Here is a 14,614-nt window from a genome sequence, read left to right as displayed (position 1 = left end):
GCCAACTGATACGAATGTATCAGCTGTTTAATATCTTAAGATATGGCTATATTCTGAAGGAACAAACAAACTTATTCGACAGCTGTTTCTGCTACAGTTGGAAGCGGTTTTTTCCTCTGGGCAGTCTGGAACCAAGGTAAAAAGAACTGAATTAATGGCCCTATCGCCAACGCATATAATACCGTTCCGACTCCAAAGGCTCCGCCCATTAACCATCCAGCGATTAATACAGTCACTTCTATTGCGGTACGGATGCTCCGTATCGACCAACCGGTCCTGGCATGGATCCCGGTCATCAACCCATCACGTGGTCCGGCCCCTAATCCCGCACCAATGTACATACCTGTTGCCATGCCATTCACAATCAGAGCGGCAATAAGCAGCCCTGTTCTGAGCGCTAACGATTCTATTGGCGGCATAATCGTTAGTGCGGCATCAGCGGCAAGGCCAAGAACAATCACATTACTGATAGTCCCGATCCCCGGACGGGTACGCAGTGGGATCCACAACAACAGTATCAGAGCCCCAACACCTATCATTACAACGCCAAGATTCAGCGAAAAAATTCGCGCGACGCCTAAGTGGAACACATTCCAAGGGTCAGCGCCTAAATCAGCCCGTACATACATCGCCACTGAGACGCCGTATAAAATAAGCCCTGTATAAAGTTGTATCAGTCGACGAGCCATCATTTTCAATCCCCTTTTCTTTATGTCTTACACTGGATATATACTCTGAATCAAAATGGACTTATTATTAATATCCAGTTATAAAAAAGTGGACTGCTATGAGCCAGCGCAGAATTGGAGCAACATCATTATCCCGACTCCTGGGAGAGTGGCATCAAGAAAACTCTCGCATACCTGTTTATCAGCAACTTGCTGGTGGACTGAGGTTGTTGATCCTCGATGGTCGACTGCCACTCGACAGCCGCCTGCCTGGAGAGCGAGATCTTTCCACCTTACTGAATGTCAGCCGTACCACCTTGACTTCTGCCCTGGCGCTACTGAGAGAACAGGGTTATCTGGCAAGCCGCCAGGGTTCCGGATCAGTCACATTACTCCCTGAAAGCAACCCAGCCGTTTCACCATTGCCAGGGATAGCTCCGGTACTGGATTTATCAGGTGCCTCACTGAGTGCTGGTCCTGAAATTCATCAGGCCTATGCGACAGCGCTGACTGCGCTACCAGAATATTTGGGTTCAACGGGTTATAACAGCCAGGGAATATTGCCGTTACGTGAAGCGATCGCAGAACGCTACTGTTCTCGTGGCTTGCCAACCGATCCGGATCAAATAATGGTCGTCAATGGTGCTTTAAGTGGACTGGGTCTGGTACTGCGTCTGTTAACCGGACCGGGCGATCGGGTGGTGATTGAAAATCCCACTTACTCGGTTGCCCTGGCGACGATCCGTGGCACCTCATGTCGCCCGGTGGCGGTCAGTTTACCGAGCAACGGCTGGGATGTAGAAGGCCTGGCCGCCACAATAGCTCAGACTTCGCCTCGCCTAGCATATTTGCTACCCGATTTTCATAATCCGACTGGTCGTTGTATGGATAAGGAGACCCGGCAACGGATCTGCGATGTTGCTGCTGCCAGCCGTACTGCGCTGGTGATTGACGAAACCATGGTCGATTTATGGTTCGATCAACCGCCACCTCCCCCTGTGGCGGCTTTTGATCACGCAGATAATGTCATTACGCTGGGCTCGGCCAGTAAGAGTTTCTGGGGCGGACTACGCGTTGGCTGGATTAGAGCCTCGCGTAAAACCATTAATGCGCTTATCCAAGTACGTAATACGTTTGATCTTGGCACACCGATTCTGGAACAATTGGCAACTATTGCTTTGCTTAACGAGGCAAATAGTTTTTTACCACAACGACGTGATCTGCTACGTCAAAGACGTGACGCCAGTTTTGCGGCCCTGGGAAAACTGTTCCCGGACTGGAAAACCGAACAGCCGGAAGGCGGACTGTCCTGGTGGATAGCGCTGCCTAAAGCTCAGGCAACCGTCTTTGCTGCTCATGCGGAAAGTGCCGGAATTCGGATTGGAGCCGGACCAAGATTTGGGGTGGATGGCGCATTTGAGCGTTATTTACGTCTGCCTTTTACGCTCGAAACGCAAGCGATGTACCAGGCTCTGGAACGGTTACAACCTATCTGGCAGTTGCTGATGGAAGAACCATCAGAAAGGACTCGTGGCATTATTGTCTGAATACAGGTAACAAAAATATAAAAGCGACTCAACATAATGGGGCCTGCTCATAGCGTGGCCGCTTTTATTTATCAGGTGACACAATGTGTCCTATTTTTTACTTTTTCTTCTTCAACAGTTTGCGCAATGCTTTTATTTCATGATCGCTCAAAGGTGGTACACGTTTCTCTTCTGTATGCAGATTATCAACTTCACTTTCTTCAACGCTATCCTCTACGGCTTCGCCTTCTTCGAGGCTCAGGGCCAGCGCCCTGGTTAATAGTGCTTCTGTGACAGCCCCCAACGTTTCTTGTCTCTCTTCGGCATAAAGACGAATTTTTTCTTTCAATTCACTGCTTATTTTCACATTTAGTGTAACGTTGGTCATAATCTGCCTCTGAGACGAAAAAAGTAGTATTTTTAATACTATAAGGAAGAATAAAAATCCAGCCAGTGCGTTAAATTTAATATTTCTGTCATAATTGACGGAGTCATGCTGCCTTTCTCATTGTTATTTTTACTCTATTACTGAAAACACTGAGACTGAATAATCCGGTCAATAATAATCGCGCAGATCAGAAGAGCAAACCCGGCCAGAATTCTCTTTCCTTAAGCCGCATATTACAAAGCGGCCAGGACTTCCTCCCCTAACCCATGCGCACCAATCTCATGACGAAACTCGATGGTATCAGAGTGCATGGCTTCACTGGAAAGGGATGAGCTAGCGATATTTAAGCCCACTATTCCGATTCGTTCTGTTGAGTTGGCCACAAACGTTGTCAGGGTTAATGCTTCAAATCCATGAGTCCTTCATCAACACGGCGTATGACTTCAGGAGAAGTAGCAGGATCACGCCATGCTGGCCCTTAGGATAGCCCATTAAAGAAAGTATTAGCGGCTATTTTTTAATCTAAGATACTTTAAATTGCTAAAGAAAATGCTAATTTTATCTATACCGCCCGGTAAAAATAAATCCCCATACGGATATCCGGTATATATTTATAGCAAAAAAAAGTTAGTTACAGTGACAGAGAATAGTAATCCCACCCCAATATGATTTTTCGTTATCTTGGCAAAGGGAACGTTATAAAAGAGATGCCCATTAACGTTACTGCGAGACTGAAATAAAGTCTTAAGGTTTTTTATATTCTCCCTATAATTTACTATCAAGATATTTTCCCTGAACTCTTTGATGTGGGATATTAAGTCACCGTAAAGCAACCCCTGCAACACGCGAAAACGACAACGGCAACCCATTGATTAAATGGATACGTTTAACTGTTTCGTTATAAGGGCTGTTACCAAGAAATGAAATTAACTGGACTAATGGCTGTACTTATTATGCCATTCACTGGAGTATGGCATATTGATAATACCGATAACACCACAATACAGGAGTATTAAATCTTATTTCTTGTCACTATTTTCAAAGGGCTCAATACGTCAGTCAAATGTGACTGTTCATTATTGATTGCACTCTTGATTTGATCGAAGCTCGCATCAATTGTTAACTGCTCTGATACACCTCGTAACTGGATGATGGTTTTTGCACTACCACATGACTTTATCAATAGTATATCACTGACCTGCAACATTACATCTTCGTTAGAGATAGTGGTTAAATGTAACATTAGTTTTTTCCTTATGAATTTTTAGCATGAAGCTTATAGACTGTAAGTATTAATATTTTTCCATGTCTCATTGAGCTGCTCTTAATAACTAATGATAATGTAAGATAAAATAATATCTAATCTTATACATTCTGCTTTTTTTTTATCAATTGTCAATTACTTTCAGAATAAAAAGCTCATGGCTTAAAATGTTCACGATATTTTTACAAATGAAACACTCATTTCTTAGTTTATTATCTCAGTGCAATCTATTTATTTTAACGATTATAACACGACTCAGATTATTCATTAAAAGATCCATTATAAATAGTGTTGTTACTACCAGGAAAAATCTTAGAAAAAATTGCTGGGGTCATGCTCTATCATGGCATAGATGCGTGATTTATTATATGCGTCAATATTAATGTAATATCAACAACGTCATTAATAAAGAATAACCATAGTGAGAGAGAGTTTACTTAATTGAATATTTATCTTCATAACCATCAGCATCAAAAAAAATAAGTCACCAAGAAAATAATAAAACAACGCAACTACGATTTACTATCATGGTAAGAAAGAAATAAATATATAACAATTAAAAACTGGCAATTAAAGATATCAAGAATCATTATTATTCACATAAAATACCATAATGCATATTAAACAACGAACGATAAAAAGTTAGCCTAATAGATTTTCATCAGTTATTATTCATGGGTTGCAATATTTTAATACTAAGAGTATCAGCGATGAAAAATATAAATACAGAAAATGATAATAAATATCATGAGCGTTCTCGTGCTGCCCGTAACAGTACTTTAGTAAGCGTAGTTTTAAATCTTTTTTTATCCTGTTTCCAGATTATCATTGGTATATTCTCTGGTTCTCAAGGACTTATTGCTGATGGAATGCACTCTTTTTCAGATTTAATCGCCGACTTTGTTGTGCTGGTTGCCAATAAAAAAAGCCGTAAGCCCTCTGACAGCGATCATCATTATGGCCACTGGCGCTATGAAAATGGGGCGTCGCTGATTATTGGCGCAATATTGTGTCTGGTCGGAGCCGGTATGCTGTGGTCAGCAATGGGCAAATTATGGCACCACGAAACCATACCCGAAGTCCATATGGTTGCACTGTGGGTTGCCTTAGGGGCTATTGCCATTAAAGAGCTTCTGTTTCGCTACATGTTAAAAGTCGCAAAACGCGTACAGTCTTCGATGCTGATAGCCAATGCCTGGCACGCTCGCTCAGATGCCGCCTCCTCAGTCGTGGTCGCTGCGGGTATCATCGGTAACCTGGCAGGATTGACCTGGTTTGATCCCGTTGCCGCTATGATAGTCGGCGTGATGATTGCCCTTATGGGCTACCGCTTCACTGCCGAAGCACTGAATGACTTAATGGACCGCTCTGTCGATAGCACTACCGAACAAGAGATTAAAAATACGATCCTTGCCGTTCCAGGGGTTGATGGATTACATGATGTAAAAACCCGTAAAGCAGGCGATCTTATTCTGGTTGATGCCCACCTGGAAGTGAATGCCTGGTTGTCAGTAAAACAAGGCCATGATATCGCCGTTGCTGTCAGAGAACAGGTCATGAAAAATCACGATGTGCTGAATATTATGCTGCATATCGATCCAATCATTTCTCAGCATGAACCGCAGCAAGTTTAACTATTGTGTGGCGACGTTATCTGCTTCCTTTTAAACCGGGACTGTCAAGGGCGTATCGAATGTAAGTTATCAGAAGCCGCAAGCAGAGAATCTGAAAAATACTGTAGTAGGTGATGTAGTAGGCGATTTTGGCATCGATAAAATATCCAGGATGGTACGGTAACAATTACCTGCATAAGCAAACTGGATTGATAGTCTTAATTCCGACTGTTTTCTATATACTTAACGCCACTATTTTACTTACAGAAAACTTATGACTCGTACCCAGCGCTTACTGACATTACTGCAACTGCTAAAAGAAAATCGCTACCCCATGACCGCTGAACGACTTGCAGCTCAGTGTAATGTCAGTGTTCGATCTATCTACCGGGATATTGAAACTCTGCGCCAGCAGGGGGCTGAAATTGTCGGTGAAGCAGGTATCGGCTTTCTGTATAAATCAGGCTTACTGCTTCCTCCTTTACTCTTTGATACTGCCGAACTGGAAGCTCTGATACTGGGTTTACGTTGGGTTGAAAGCCATGGTGATAACGAACTTGCCGCTTCAGCTAAACGTGCCGCAAATAAGATAAGTGGAGTCGTTAACCAGGAATCACAGTCTGTTTTTCTGCAAAATTCACTTTTTGCTCCCAGCAGTCGTCCTTCACAAGTCAAGGATCCTATTGCCATTGCCTTACGCCGCAGTTTGAGAGATGAGTGTAAAATTCGCATTAAGTATCAGGATCAGGCTCAGCAGTTAACGCAGAGAGTGATCTGGCCTGTGGCATTGGGTTATATGCATGAGGTTCAAGTAGTTGCAGCCTGGTGTGAATTGCGAGGTGACTATCGCCATTTTCGACTGGACAGAATCAATGAACTTTTTCCCCTGCCGGATAAACTTCCCTATCCGAAAGGTTATCTGCTGACACAGTGGAGAAAAAGTATTTTGACCGAGACTCCTGACAAGAACTGACACAGCCCCTCCTTATACTCTCCTGGTTGAATATTACATTTTTCAAGGAGAGCAATATGACCACATTAACGTTGTATACCAATGCGATGTCCAGGGGTAATACTATCGATTTGCTATTCAAATTCTTAGATATTCCCTATCGACGCATTGAATTAGCTTATGGGGAGGAGATGCATACTCACGAATATCTCGCTCTTAACCCGATGGGAAAAGTCCCTACTCTCACTGATGGTGATATTGTCGTGACTGAAAGCGCGGCTATTTGTCTGTATCTTGCAGATAAATTCCCAGAAAAAGGTCTTTCACCAGCATTAAACTCGCCTGAAAGAGCTCATTACTACCGCTGGTTTGCGTTTGCAGCAGGTCCTTTAGAAGCGGCTTTCACTGCCCAACAAATGGGAATCGAATTAACGGAAGAACAGCAGCATATGTCAGGTTTTGGATCCTGGCAACGAGTGATGGCGTGTATAGAAAGTGAGTTCAGTAAACTCTCACCCTATATTTGTGGTTCCTCATTAACCGCGGTGGATATTTATATGGGTTATTTTTTAATTTTTCTCGAAAAGATAAATATGCTGCAGGGTTACCCGATCATTACCCGTTATCTTAATACTTTGAAGCAGCTACCTGAATTTAAGGCGGGAATGGAAAACTAATACTGGCTTCCAGAAGCCAGTGACGCAATATTCTCTGCGTATATCCGAAACCATCCTGCTCTATGAAAACAAATAATTTTCAATGACATAAATGAATTCGGAAATTTAAAAAAATAATACTCATTCACTGGCTCACACTCGTTAAATAATATAGCGAGATTGGGCTGGTGAATACCCGATGAACTATCTTCGATATTATTGGCTCCTGAACACCTGTAACCCCGCCTTGTTGTTTCACAAGATTTAAAAACACCACTGACTTGAGCTTATCTGTGCGACACTGATTAGCTCTTCAAGCGATACACAAACGCGGTATCACTGCCTTTCAATGTACAGATGAAAGAGGTCTTAGGGGAATATGATGGGCTTACCCAGAATTGGGTGGGGGCCCTACCAGCTACATCCCGGCACACACGGCGCTTGCTGCGGCTGCTTCCTTCCGGACCTGACCGAGTTCACAAGTTAGTGTTGCGGGAGAACCAATAGGGCCCCCATTGAGGGCGTTGTTATCCAACGCGCAGCCGCATTATCCACATTGACCAAGGTAATTGCAAGGCACCACAGATTAGATGTTGTTTTATTGTGCATTTATTACTTGGCGTACAGGCAGAGCCCGACTATTCTTAGCAAGCTTTGATTCAGGAGACAGATATGGATAACAATGATTCCTTCCCACAACGGGTCTATCACATTCTGGCAGCGATTCCTGAAGGCTGTGTGACGACCTATGGTGATATTGCGGCTCTGGCGGGTTCACCCCGTGCAGCACGGCAAGTTGGGGGGGTATTAAAACGTCTGCCTGAAGGAAGTCGTCTGCCATGGCACAGGGTCGTTAATCGCCTGGGGCTTTTGTCTTTAACCGGGCCAGACTTTTTACGTCAACGCGAAGCATTGGTCGCCGAAGGTATTCAGGTATCCAGTAACGGTCAGATAGATATGGCACGTTATCGCTGGCGTATCTAATCGTTTTAACCGTGGCAGAGGCTTTAACCTTAACCCTTTCAGATAGCCTGGTATCACCTGATTCAGCATCAGCCCCTGATAAAAGAGGGAGCATGATATAATCACTTCTGTATCGCTTTACCTTTTTTGAGGACACGTTATGAGTCAAGCGCTTAGCAATTTATTAGCATTACTTAATCTGGAAAAGATTGAAGAAGGACTGTTCCGCGGTCAAAGCGAAGACTTAGGGCTACGTCAGGTATTTGGCGGACAAGTTGTCGGGCAGGCACTGTATGCGGCAAAAGAAACCGTATCAGCAGACAGACTGGTGCATTCATTCCATAGTTATTTCTTACGCCCCGGCGATAGCCAGAAACCCATTGTTTATGATGTAGAAATCTTACGTGACGGTAACAGTTTTAGCGCACGCCGAATATCAGCGATTCAAAATGGTAAACCTATTTTTTATATGACCGCCTCTTTTCAGGCTCCGGAATCAGGTTTTGAGCATCAAAAACAGATGCCAGAGGTTCCCGGCCCTGCAAAGTTGCCATCAGAAACTGAAATTGCCCGTTCTCTGGAAAAGTTTTTACCCCCGGTGTTTAAAGAAAAATTTCTCTGTGAACGCCCCATCGAAATGCGCCCTGTGGTGTTTCATAACCCACTGAAAGGCCATGTTGATGTCCCGGCTCGTCAAACCTGGATGCGGGCAAATGGCACAATGCCTGATGACTTCCGTACCCATCAGTCGTTACTGGGGTATGCTTCAGACTTTAACTTTCTGCCGACGGCGCTGCAGCCACAAGGGCTGGGCTTTCTCGAGCCGGGTATGCAGGTAGCCACCATTGACCACTCTATGTGGTTCCACCGCCCATTCAATCTGAATGACTGGTTGTTATACAGCGTGGAAAGTACCTCTGCTTCAGGGGCTCGTGGTTTTGTGCGTGGTGAGTTTTATAATCAGGAAGGTCTGCTGGTCGCATCGACGGTACAGGAAGGTGTTATCAGAAAGCGTAGTTAAAAAAACGTCCCCCTCGCAATTTCAGGCGAGGGGGAAGAATTATCAGGTCAACTTAGTTGTTATAAGCACTTTCGCCGTGGCTGTTCACATCCAGGCCTTCACGCTCTTGCTCCTCGCTGACACGCACACCTACAGTGAGGTCTGCCAGTTTAAAGCCGATATAAGCGACCACACCAGACCAGACCAAAGTGATAGCGATACTTTCCAGCTGTACCAGCACTTGCGCTCCCATTGTCATATCATCCGCGTATCCAACACCGCCCAGTGAGGTTGCCGCAAAGACACCGGTCAGGATACAACCGACAATTCCGCATACCCCATGAACACCGAACACATCACAAGGGTCATCGACACGCAGCCATTTTTTCAGCATCGTTACGCCCCACAGTCCGGCGACACCCGTAACCACACCAATAATCATTGCACCACCAACACCGACGAAACCACAAGCTGGGGTGATACCAACCAGACCGGCAATCGCCCCCGAACAGGCACCCAGTAACGAAGGCTTACCACGAACTATCCACTCACCCAATACCCAACCCAGAATACCTGCTGCTGTTGCTACCACGGTGTTGACAAATGCCAGTCCGGCAATTTCATCGGCTGCACCAGCAGAACCGGCGTTGAAGCCAAACCAGCCGATATACAGAATCGCAGTACCGGTAAAGACCATTGGCAGGTTATGAGGTTTAATCGCTTCTTTGCCAAAACCAGTACGTTTCCCAAGGAAGTAAGCCCCCACCAGGCCTGCAACCGCGGCGTTAATATGCACGACAGTTCCGCCCGCAAAGTCCAGCGCACCATGGGCTGCCAGTAAACCACCGCCCCAGACCATATGTGCGATTGGCAGGTAAGAGAAGGTAAACCAGACAACCACAAAAATAAGCACCGCAGAGAAGCGAACACGCTCAGCCAAAGCCCCGACAATCAGCGCAACGGTAATACAAGCAAAGGATCCCTGGAATGCCACGTGGATATATTGATATATCGTTCCGGTGACCGTGGTGATTTCCATATTGCTTAACATCGCCCAGTCAAAATCACCGAAGAAATTGTTACCGGGGCCGAATGCCAGCGAATAACCGTAGACTACCCACAAGACACAAACCAGCGCAAAACTGACAATGATTTGTGACATCATAGAGAGGACGTTTTTCGCGCGGATCAGACCGCCGTAAAATAATGCAAGTCCCGGAATGGTCATAAATAAGACCAGCGCAGTACAAATCATCAGAAAAGCGTTGTCCGCTTTATCAGCCACCACCACAGCAGCAGGTGCTGCCATTGCAAGCGCAGGCATCATAGCCAGACCGCCAAAAACCAAGTATGAAGTGAGTCTTTTCATGTTTTCCGTCCGTTTGCGGTCAATTAATTACAGGGCGTCTTCATCTGTTTCACCGGTACGAATCCGGATTACGCGTTGTAACTCAGTCACAAAAATCTTGCCGTCACCAATTTTTCCAGTCCAGGCTGATTTACTCATTACCTCAATCACTTCATCGAGTTGCTCATCGGTAATAGCCACTTCAATCTTCACTTTAGGCAGAAAATTGACATTATATTCAGCGCCACGATACAGCTCGGCATGCCCCTTCTGGCGCCCAAAGCCTTTGACTTCAGTTACGGTTAGCCCTTGAATGCCGATTAAAGAGAGCGCTTCACGTACGTCTTCGAGTTTGAATGGTTTAATAACCACAGTAACCAGCTTCATTGTTCCTCTCCTCTTGAGATCAGGTCATTACCTGTATGGAGTTATTAAAAGCAAGTCCCGTGCCAAAAATTCAGCAGCCGTTTTTTTTGTAACAAAAATGGGAATAGCGAAGCACGGAAGGCTGGTTATGGATAACCCGCAGACTACAGGTTAAAAAAAACGCACCATTGCAGTGCAATGGTGCGTTATCTGATAGCCAGCTCGGTGCAAAATGTTAAGAGTCGGCCTGTTTTATGTTACGCGAGGGCAGTTTCTTCCTGAATCGTCGCCACTAAAGCCTCACCGGCCAACTGAAGCTGATACATTTGCCAGTAACGTCCCTGCTGTGCCAGTAGCTCGCTGTGTTTACCTCGTTCAACGGCCTGGCCACGATGAAGCACCAAAATAGTATCTGCATCGGTGATAGTCGAAAGCCGATGAGCAATAACGATAAGCGTGGTTTTTTTCCGCACCACTGCCAGCGCCTGTTGGATAGCCTGCTCAGTTCCCGAATCGATATTCGCGGTGGCTTCATCCAGAATAAGAATGCGTGGAACATCCACCAGCACACGCGCCAGGGCCAGCAATTGCTTTTGCCCGACAGAAAGATTATTACCTTGCTCACCGAGCCGGGTATGAATGCCCTCAGGTAGTGCACGCGCGAAATCGGCCATTTTTACAGTTTCCAGTGCCTGCCAGACCTGACTTTCGCCTACCTCCCGCCCCAGTGTGACATTGACAAAGAGCGAGTCTGCCGTGACGACCGGATCTTGTTGCACCATCGCGATACCGCTGCGAAGCGCCTGGTGGCTGAGAGTACTGAGTTCTCGCCCGTCAAGAAAAATTTCCCCGGCGGTTAACGGGTAATAGCCCATCAGTAAGTTCGCCAAAGTACTTTTTCCGCTCCCGGTATGTCCCACCAGCGCAACAAAATTCCCTGAGGGGATCTCGATACTGATATCGTCCAGCACTTTATTATCGTCGCGGTAGGCAAAAGAGAGATTTTTGATCGCGATATTACCGCTTTCCAGCGGGCGATTATCGTTTCCATAATCCTGACGTTTACCGTCCATCAGCTCGAATACACGCTCTCCGGCGACTACTGCCTGTTGCAGAATGGACTGCTGAGTCGTCAGTTCAATTAAGGGTTCGTTTAATCGGCTCAGATAGTTGATAAAGGCATACAACACTCCGACCTCAATCATACCCGGTTCGCTAAAACCAAATAACAGCAATAGCCCACAGAGGATCATGGCGGCAAACAGGCTCAATAATGGACGGAGCAACCATCCATCCAGCCGTAAGGTTTGCATACGCGCCAGATAATGCGATCGGCTTGCCCGCCCCATACGCTCACCAAAACGCGCTTGCTGGCGAAACTGCTGAATAATCGCCATACCATTGATGACTTCATTAAAACCATTGTTGATATCCGCCAGATATCCACGGACTCTGCGTACAATCGGCGTACTGTAACGCTGATAAATAAACATGACCGTAAATACTGCCGGAAACATCGTGATAGCCACCAGAGCCATACGCCAGTCAAGGCTGAACATCGCCACCAGCATGGCGCTTATCAGTGCAGCACTGCGCAAAACCGTGGCAACGACGGTGATATACAGGTCACGAATCACTTCCGTGTCATTGGTAATACGCGAAATGATTTGCCCGACAGGCTGGGTATCAAAAGCGCTCAACGGCTGACGAAGTGCGGCATCCATCACATCACTACGTAATTTTTGTACTACACCAACCGCTGCGGTATTAAACAAGAGGGCCTGGTAGTAGTTGAGTAATGCCGCCAGGCAGACCAGCATTAAGTAGGCTGTTGCCAGCCCAGCCACCAGCCCCAATGGCAGACGGTTCTGAGCAACAAGATTATCAATAAAATAGCTGACGATAACCGGACCGGTGACTTCTGCCCCGGCAGCAATCCACATAATAATCATTGCCGCGGATAAGGGTTTACGCCAAGGCATGCCATAAGCTAGTAGACGTTTTATCGTTGGCCATTGTTGCTTACGCATTGCTCTCTCCCTGGCTTCTTTCTGGCTGCTGATAATCATCCAGCGCGGCTTCCAGTTGCTGATAGCGGTACATATCCCGATACCAGCCCGTTTCTGCGGCTAATTCATCATGGGTTCCGCGCTGGCTGACATTACCATGCTGTAATACCAGGACTTCACTGGCCTCGGTCAGGGCAGAGAGCCGATGAGCGCTGATGATTACGGTGCGTTGTTCACCCCATTGGCGTAAATTAGCCAGAATGTCGTGTTCAGTACGCCCGTCAACAGCAGAAAGCGCATCGTCGAGGATCAAAATCTCAGTATCCAGCAACAAAGCGCGTGCAATAGAGATCCGTTGTTTCTGTCCTCCTGAAAGCATAACGCCACGCTCCCCGACTTCAGTTTCATAGCCTTGAGGCAGACGCAGAATATCTTCATGAACACAGGCCAGACGCGCAGCCTCTTCTATTTGTTGCTGATTCGCGCCCGGATGACCTAAAGCAATGTTACTGGCGACAGTGTCCGAAAAGAGGAAAGGCGTCTGGTTCACCACGGCAAGTCGGTTTCGCCAACTATCAAGGGTCAACTGTTTCAGGGGAATATCGTGATAGCGGATCTCCCCTTCATTCACATCAAAGTGACGCTGAATTAATGCCAGTAAGGTACTTTTTCCGCTTCCGGTAGGTCCGCATAGTCCAAGCATTTCACCTGGTTTCAGAATCAAAGAGACGTTCTCCAGCACCGCTTGTTCGGTTTGCGGATAGCAAAAGCGATTCACAGTAACATCAAGACTGGCGCGCCCAGCAGGAACAGGCAGAGAACCATCAATCACCTGAGGTTTTTCGTCAAGCAGGGAACGAATACGACTGTAGGCGGCACTGCCTCGCTCAACGATATTAAACATCCACGCCAGCGCCAGCATTGGCCAAATCATTAACCCGAGGTACATCATAAAACTGGTTAACTGCCCAAGCGTTAACTGACCTTCAACCACCATCCAGCTACCGCCGCCAATGGCCAGGAAATTAGCCACCCCAATTGCGACATAAATAGTCGGATTAAAGCGGGCATCAACACGCGCCACGCGCATATTTTTCTCGCCCGCATCCTGGGCTTCATCTGAAAATAGTGTTGACTGACGGTTTTCAAGTCCGAATGCCTTGATCATCCGGATACTGGTCATACTTTCCTGAGTTCGGTTATTAAGTACCGAAAACGCTGCCTGGGCCACTTTAAAGCGCTCATGTAATCGTTCGCCATCACGCTTAATCACCAGTGCCATAATCGGCATGGGCAACAGTGCCAGTAGCGTCAGAGGAAAGCTTATCTGGGTAGACATAACAATCAAGACAGCAAGTCCCATGACCAAGGAGTCGACCAGCGTCAGTACCCCCTCTCCCGCAGCAAATACCACTCTGTCCACATCGTTAGTGGCACGGGCAATTAAGTCTCCGGTACGGTAACGCTGATAGAACTCAGGGTGATGGTGGCTCAGCTTCTGGTAATAATCTTCGCGCAGTTCAATCGCTAACTGGTAGGATGCCCCAAACAGCAGAACGCGCCAGACATAGCGCAACAGATAGACAGTAATGGCAATCGCCAGAATAGTGCCAATCCACAGCAGAATTTCTGACGATGTCAGCGTTTGTTGATGAACACCGTCAACAATCACCCCGACCAGTTTAGGCGGGAACAGTTGTAGCACTGCAATGATTATCAATAATGATACCGCGCCGAGATAGCGTCGCCACTCGCGAGTAAAATACCAGCTTAATTGAGCAAATAATCGCACGAAATTTACATCCTGAGTTGCAGCTACCGGGCCCTGACGCTGCTTAAAGGTCGTTTAGCATTCATTAAG

Annotated in this window: 14 protein-coding genes and 1 other RNA gene; 6 read left to right on the top strand and 9 right to left on the bottom strand. The window is 46.3% G+C overall.

Features of this window, described 5'->3' with window-relative positions; all coding sequences use genetic code 11:
- Nucleotides 1–71: 71 nt before the first annotated feature.
- Nucleotides 72–689 (bottom strand): hypothetical protein, encoded by a 618-nt coding sequence (locus Q1A40_RS05705; RefSeq protein WP_299998590.1) that lies wholly within the window; start codon nt 687–689, stop codon nt 72–74.
- Between the two features lie 98 nt (nt 690–787).
- Here Q1A40_RS05705 and Q1A40_RS05700 point away from each other — a divergent pair, with 98 nt between their 5' ends.
- Nucleotides 788–2,215: a PLP-dependent aminotransferase family protein gene (locus Q1A40_RS05700; RefSeq protein ID WP_299998475.1), complete on the top strand. Its 1,428-nt coding sequence runs from the start codon at nt 788–790 to the stop codon at nt 2,213–2,215.
- Between the two features lie 97 nt (nt 2,216–2,312).
- Here Q1A40_RS05700 and Q1A40_RS05695 read toward each other — a convergent pair whose 3' ends face one another.
- From Q1A40_RS05695 to Q1A40_RS05685, 3 genes are all read right to left on the bottom strand, one after another.
- Nucleotides 2,313–2,582, bottom strand: a complete 270-nt coding sequence (locus tag Q1A40_RS05695; protein ID WP_299998473.1) for a hypothetical protein — start codon at nt 2,580–2,582, stop codon at nt 2,313–2,315.
- A gap of 233 nt (nt 2,583–2,815) precedes the next feature.
- The gene (locus tag Q1A40_RS05690; RefSeq protein ID WP_299998472.1) at nt 2,816–2,965 is read right to left on the bottom strand and encodes a hypothetical protein; all 150 of its coding nucleotides are present in this window, start codon (nt 2,963–2,965) and stop codon (nt 2,816–2,818) included.
- Between the two features lie 629 nt (nt 2,966–3,594).
- Nucleotides 3,595–3,825 (bottom strand): hypothetical protein, encoded by a 231-nt coding sequence (locus Q1A40_RS05685; protein WP_299998471.1) that lies wholly within the window; start codon nt 3,823–3,825, stop codon nt 3,595–3,597.
- 731 nt (nt 3,826–4,556) lie between these two features.
- On the opposite strand from Q1A40_RS05685, the gene Q1A40_RS05680 reads away from it, so the two are divergent.
- The 3 genes from Q1A40_RS05680 (at nt 4,557) to Q1A40_RS05670 (ending at nt 7,088) form a co-directional block, all read left to right on the top strand.
- The gene (locus Q1A40_RS05680; protein ID WP_299998470.1) at nt 4,557–5,480 is read left to right on the top strand and encodes a cation diffusion facilitator family transporter; all 924 of its coding nucleotides are present in this window, start codon (nt 4,557–4,559) and stop codon (nt 5,478–5,480) included.
- Nucleotides 5,481–5,733: 253 nt separating this feature from the next.
- Nucleotides 5,734–6,432, top strand: a complete 699-nt coding sequence (locus tag Q1A40_RS05675; protein WP_299998469.1) for a YafY family protein — start codon at nt 5,734–5,736, stop codon at nt 6,430–6,432.
- Between the two features lie 56 nt (nt 6,433–6,488).
- Nucleotides 6,489–7,088, top strand: a complete 600-nt coding sequence (locus tag Q1A40_RS05670) for a glutathione S-transferase family protein (RefSeq protein ID WP_299998468.1) — start codon at nt 6,489–6,491, stop codon at nt 7,086–7,088.
- Nucleotides 7,089–7,476: 388 nt separating this feature from the next.
- On the opposite strand, the gene ffs is transcribed toward Q1A40_RS05670, so the two are convergent.
- Nucleotides 7,477–7,573: signal recognition particle sRNA small type (gene ffs, locus Q1A40_RS05665), an RNA gene on the bottom strand.
- A gap of 166 nt (nt 7,574–7,739) precedes the next feature.
- Between ffs and Q1A40_RS05660 the strand changes: the two genes are divergently transcribed.
- Complete coding sequence (locus Q1A40_RS05660; RefSeq protein ID WP_299998467.1) at nt 7,740–8,051, top strand: MGMT family protein; 312 nt, start codon at nt 7,740–7,742, stop codon at nt 8,049–8,051.
- A gap of 139 nt (nt 8,052–8,190) precedes the next feature.
- The gene (tesB, locus tag Q1A40_RS05655) at nt 8,191–9,051 is read left to right on the top strand and encodes an acyl-CoA thioesterase II (RefSeq protein WP_299998466.1); all 861 of its coding nucleotides are present in this window, start codon (nt 8,191–8,193) and stop codon (nt 9,049–9,051) included.
- A gap of 52 nt (nt 9,052–9,103) precedes the next feature.
- On the opposite strand, the gene amtB is transcribed toward tesB, so the two are convergent.
- The 4 genes from amtB to Q1A40_RS05635 all read right to left on the bottom strand — a co-directional run bounded on the left by amtB (nt 9,104) and on the right by Q1A40_RS05635 (nt 14,545).
- Nucleotides 9,104–10,399: an ammonium transporter AmtB gene (amtB, locus tag Q1A40_RS05650; protein WP_299998465.1), complete on the bottom strand. Its 1,296-nt coding sequence runs from the start codon at nt 10,397–10,399 to the stop codon at nt 9,104–9,106.
- A gap of 27 nt (nt 10,400–10,426) precedes the next feature.
- A complete protein-coding gene (glnK, locus tag Q1A40_RS05645; protein WP_299998464.1) occupies nt 10,427–10,765 on the bottom strand; it encodes a P-II family nitrogen regulator in 339 nt (112 codons plus the stop codon).
- A gap of 236 nt (nt 10,766–11,001) precedes the next feature.
- Nucleotides 11,002–12,774 (bottom strand): SmdB family multidrug efflux ABC transporter permease/ATP-binding protein, encoded by a 1,773-nt coding sequence (locus Q1A40_RS05640; RefSeq protein ID WP_299998463.1) that lies wholly within the window; start codon nt 12,772–12,774, stop codon nt 11,002–11,004.
- Nucleotides 12,767–14,545, bottom strand: coding sequence for a SmdA family multidrug ABC transporter permease/ATP-binding protein (locus Q1A40_RS05635; RefSeq protein WP_299998462.1), 1,779 nt, complete (start codon nt 14,543–14,545; stop codon nt 12,767–12,769). The genes Q1A40_RS05640 and Q1A40_RS05635 overlap by 8 nt, the downstream gene beginning before the upstream one ends.
- Nucleotides 14,546–14,614 lie beyond the last annotated feature (69 nt).

This window comes from uncultured Cedecea sp. (assembly GCF_947498825.1).
GTDB lineage: Bacteria > Pseudomonadota > Gammaproteobacteria > Enterobacterales > Enterobacteriaceae > JGM124.
Note: the sequence above shows the minus strand (reverse complement) of the source record. Positions and strands in the feature narration are given on the sequence as shown.

What these genes read in the sequence shown, in the direction of transcription:
- Q1A40_RS05705 (WP_299998590.1), bottom strand. Translation starts at nt 689, where the DNA reads ATGGCTCGTCGACTGATACAACTTTATACAGGGCTTATTTTATACGGC.
- Q1A40_RS05700 (WP_299998475.1), top strand. Translation starts at nt 788, where the DNA reads ATGAGCCAGCGCAGAATTGGAGCAACATCATTATCCCGACTCCTGGGA.
- Q1A40_RS05695 (WP_299998473.1), bottom strand. Translation starts at nt 2,582, where the DNA reads ATGACCAACGTTACACTAAATGTGAAAATAAGCAGTGAATTGAAAGAA.
- Q1A40_RS05685 (WP_299998471.1), bottom strand. Translation starts at nt 3,825, where the DNA reads ATGTTACATTTAACCACTATCTCTAACGAAGATGTAATGTTGCAGGTC.
- Q1A40_RS05680 (WP_299998470.1), top strand. Translation starts at nt 4,557, where the DNA reads ATGAAAAATATAAATACAGAAAATGATAATAAATATCATGAGCGTTCT.
- Q1A40_RS05675 (WP_299998469.1), top strand. Translation starts at nt 5,734, where the DNA reads ATGACTCGTACCCAGCGCTTACTGACATTACTGCAACTGCTAAAAGAA.
- Q1A40_RS05670 (WP_299998468.1), top strand. Translation starts at nt 6,489, where the DNA reads ATGACCACATTAACGTTGTATACCAATGCGATGTCCAGGGGTAATACT.
- Q1A40_RS05660 (WP_299998467.1), top strand. Translation starts at nt 7,740, where the DNA reads ATGGATAACAATGATTCCTTCCCACAACGGGTCTATCACATTCTGGCA.
- tesB (WP_299998466.1), top strand. Translation starts at nt 8,191, where the DNA reads ATGAGTCAAGCGCTTAGCAATTTATTAGCATTACTTAATCTGGAAAAG.
- amtB (WP_299998465.1), bottom strand. Translation starts at nt 10,399, where the DNA reads ATGAAAAGACTCACTTCATACTTGGTTTTTGGCGGTCTGGCTATGATG.
- glnK (WP_299998464.1), bottom strand. Translation starts at nt 10,765, where the DNA reads ATGAAGCTGGTTACTGTGGTTATTAAACCATTCAAACTCGAAGACGTA.
- Q1A40_RS05640 (WP_299998463.1), bottom strand. Translation starts at nt 12,774, where the DNA reads ATGCGTAAGCAACAATGGCCAACGATAAAACGTCTACTAGCTTATGGC.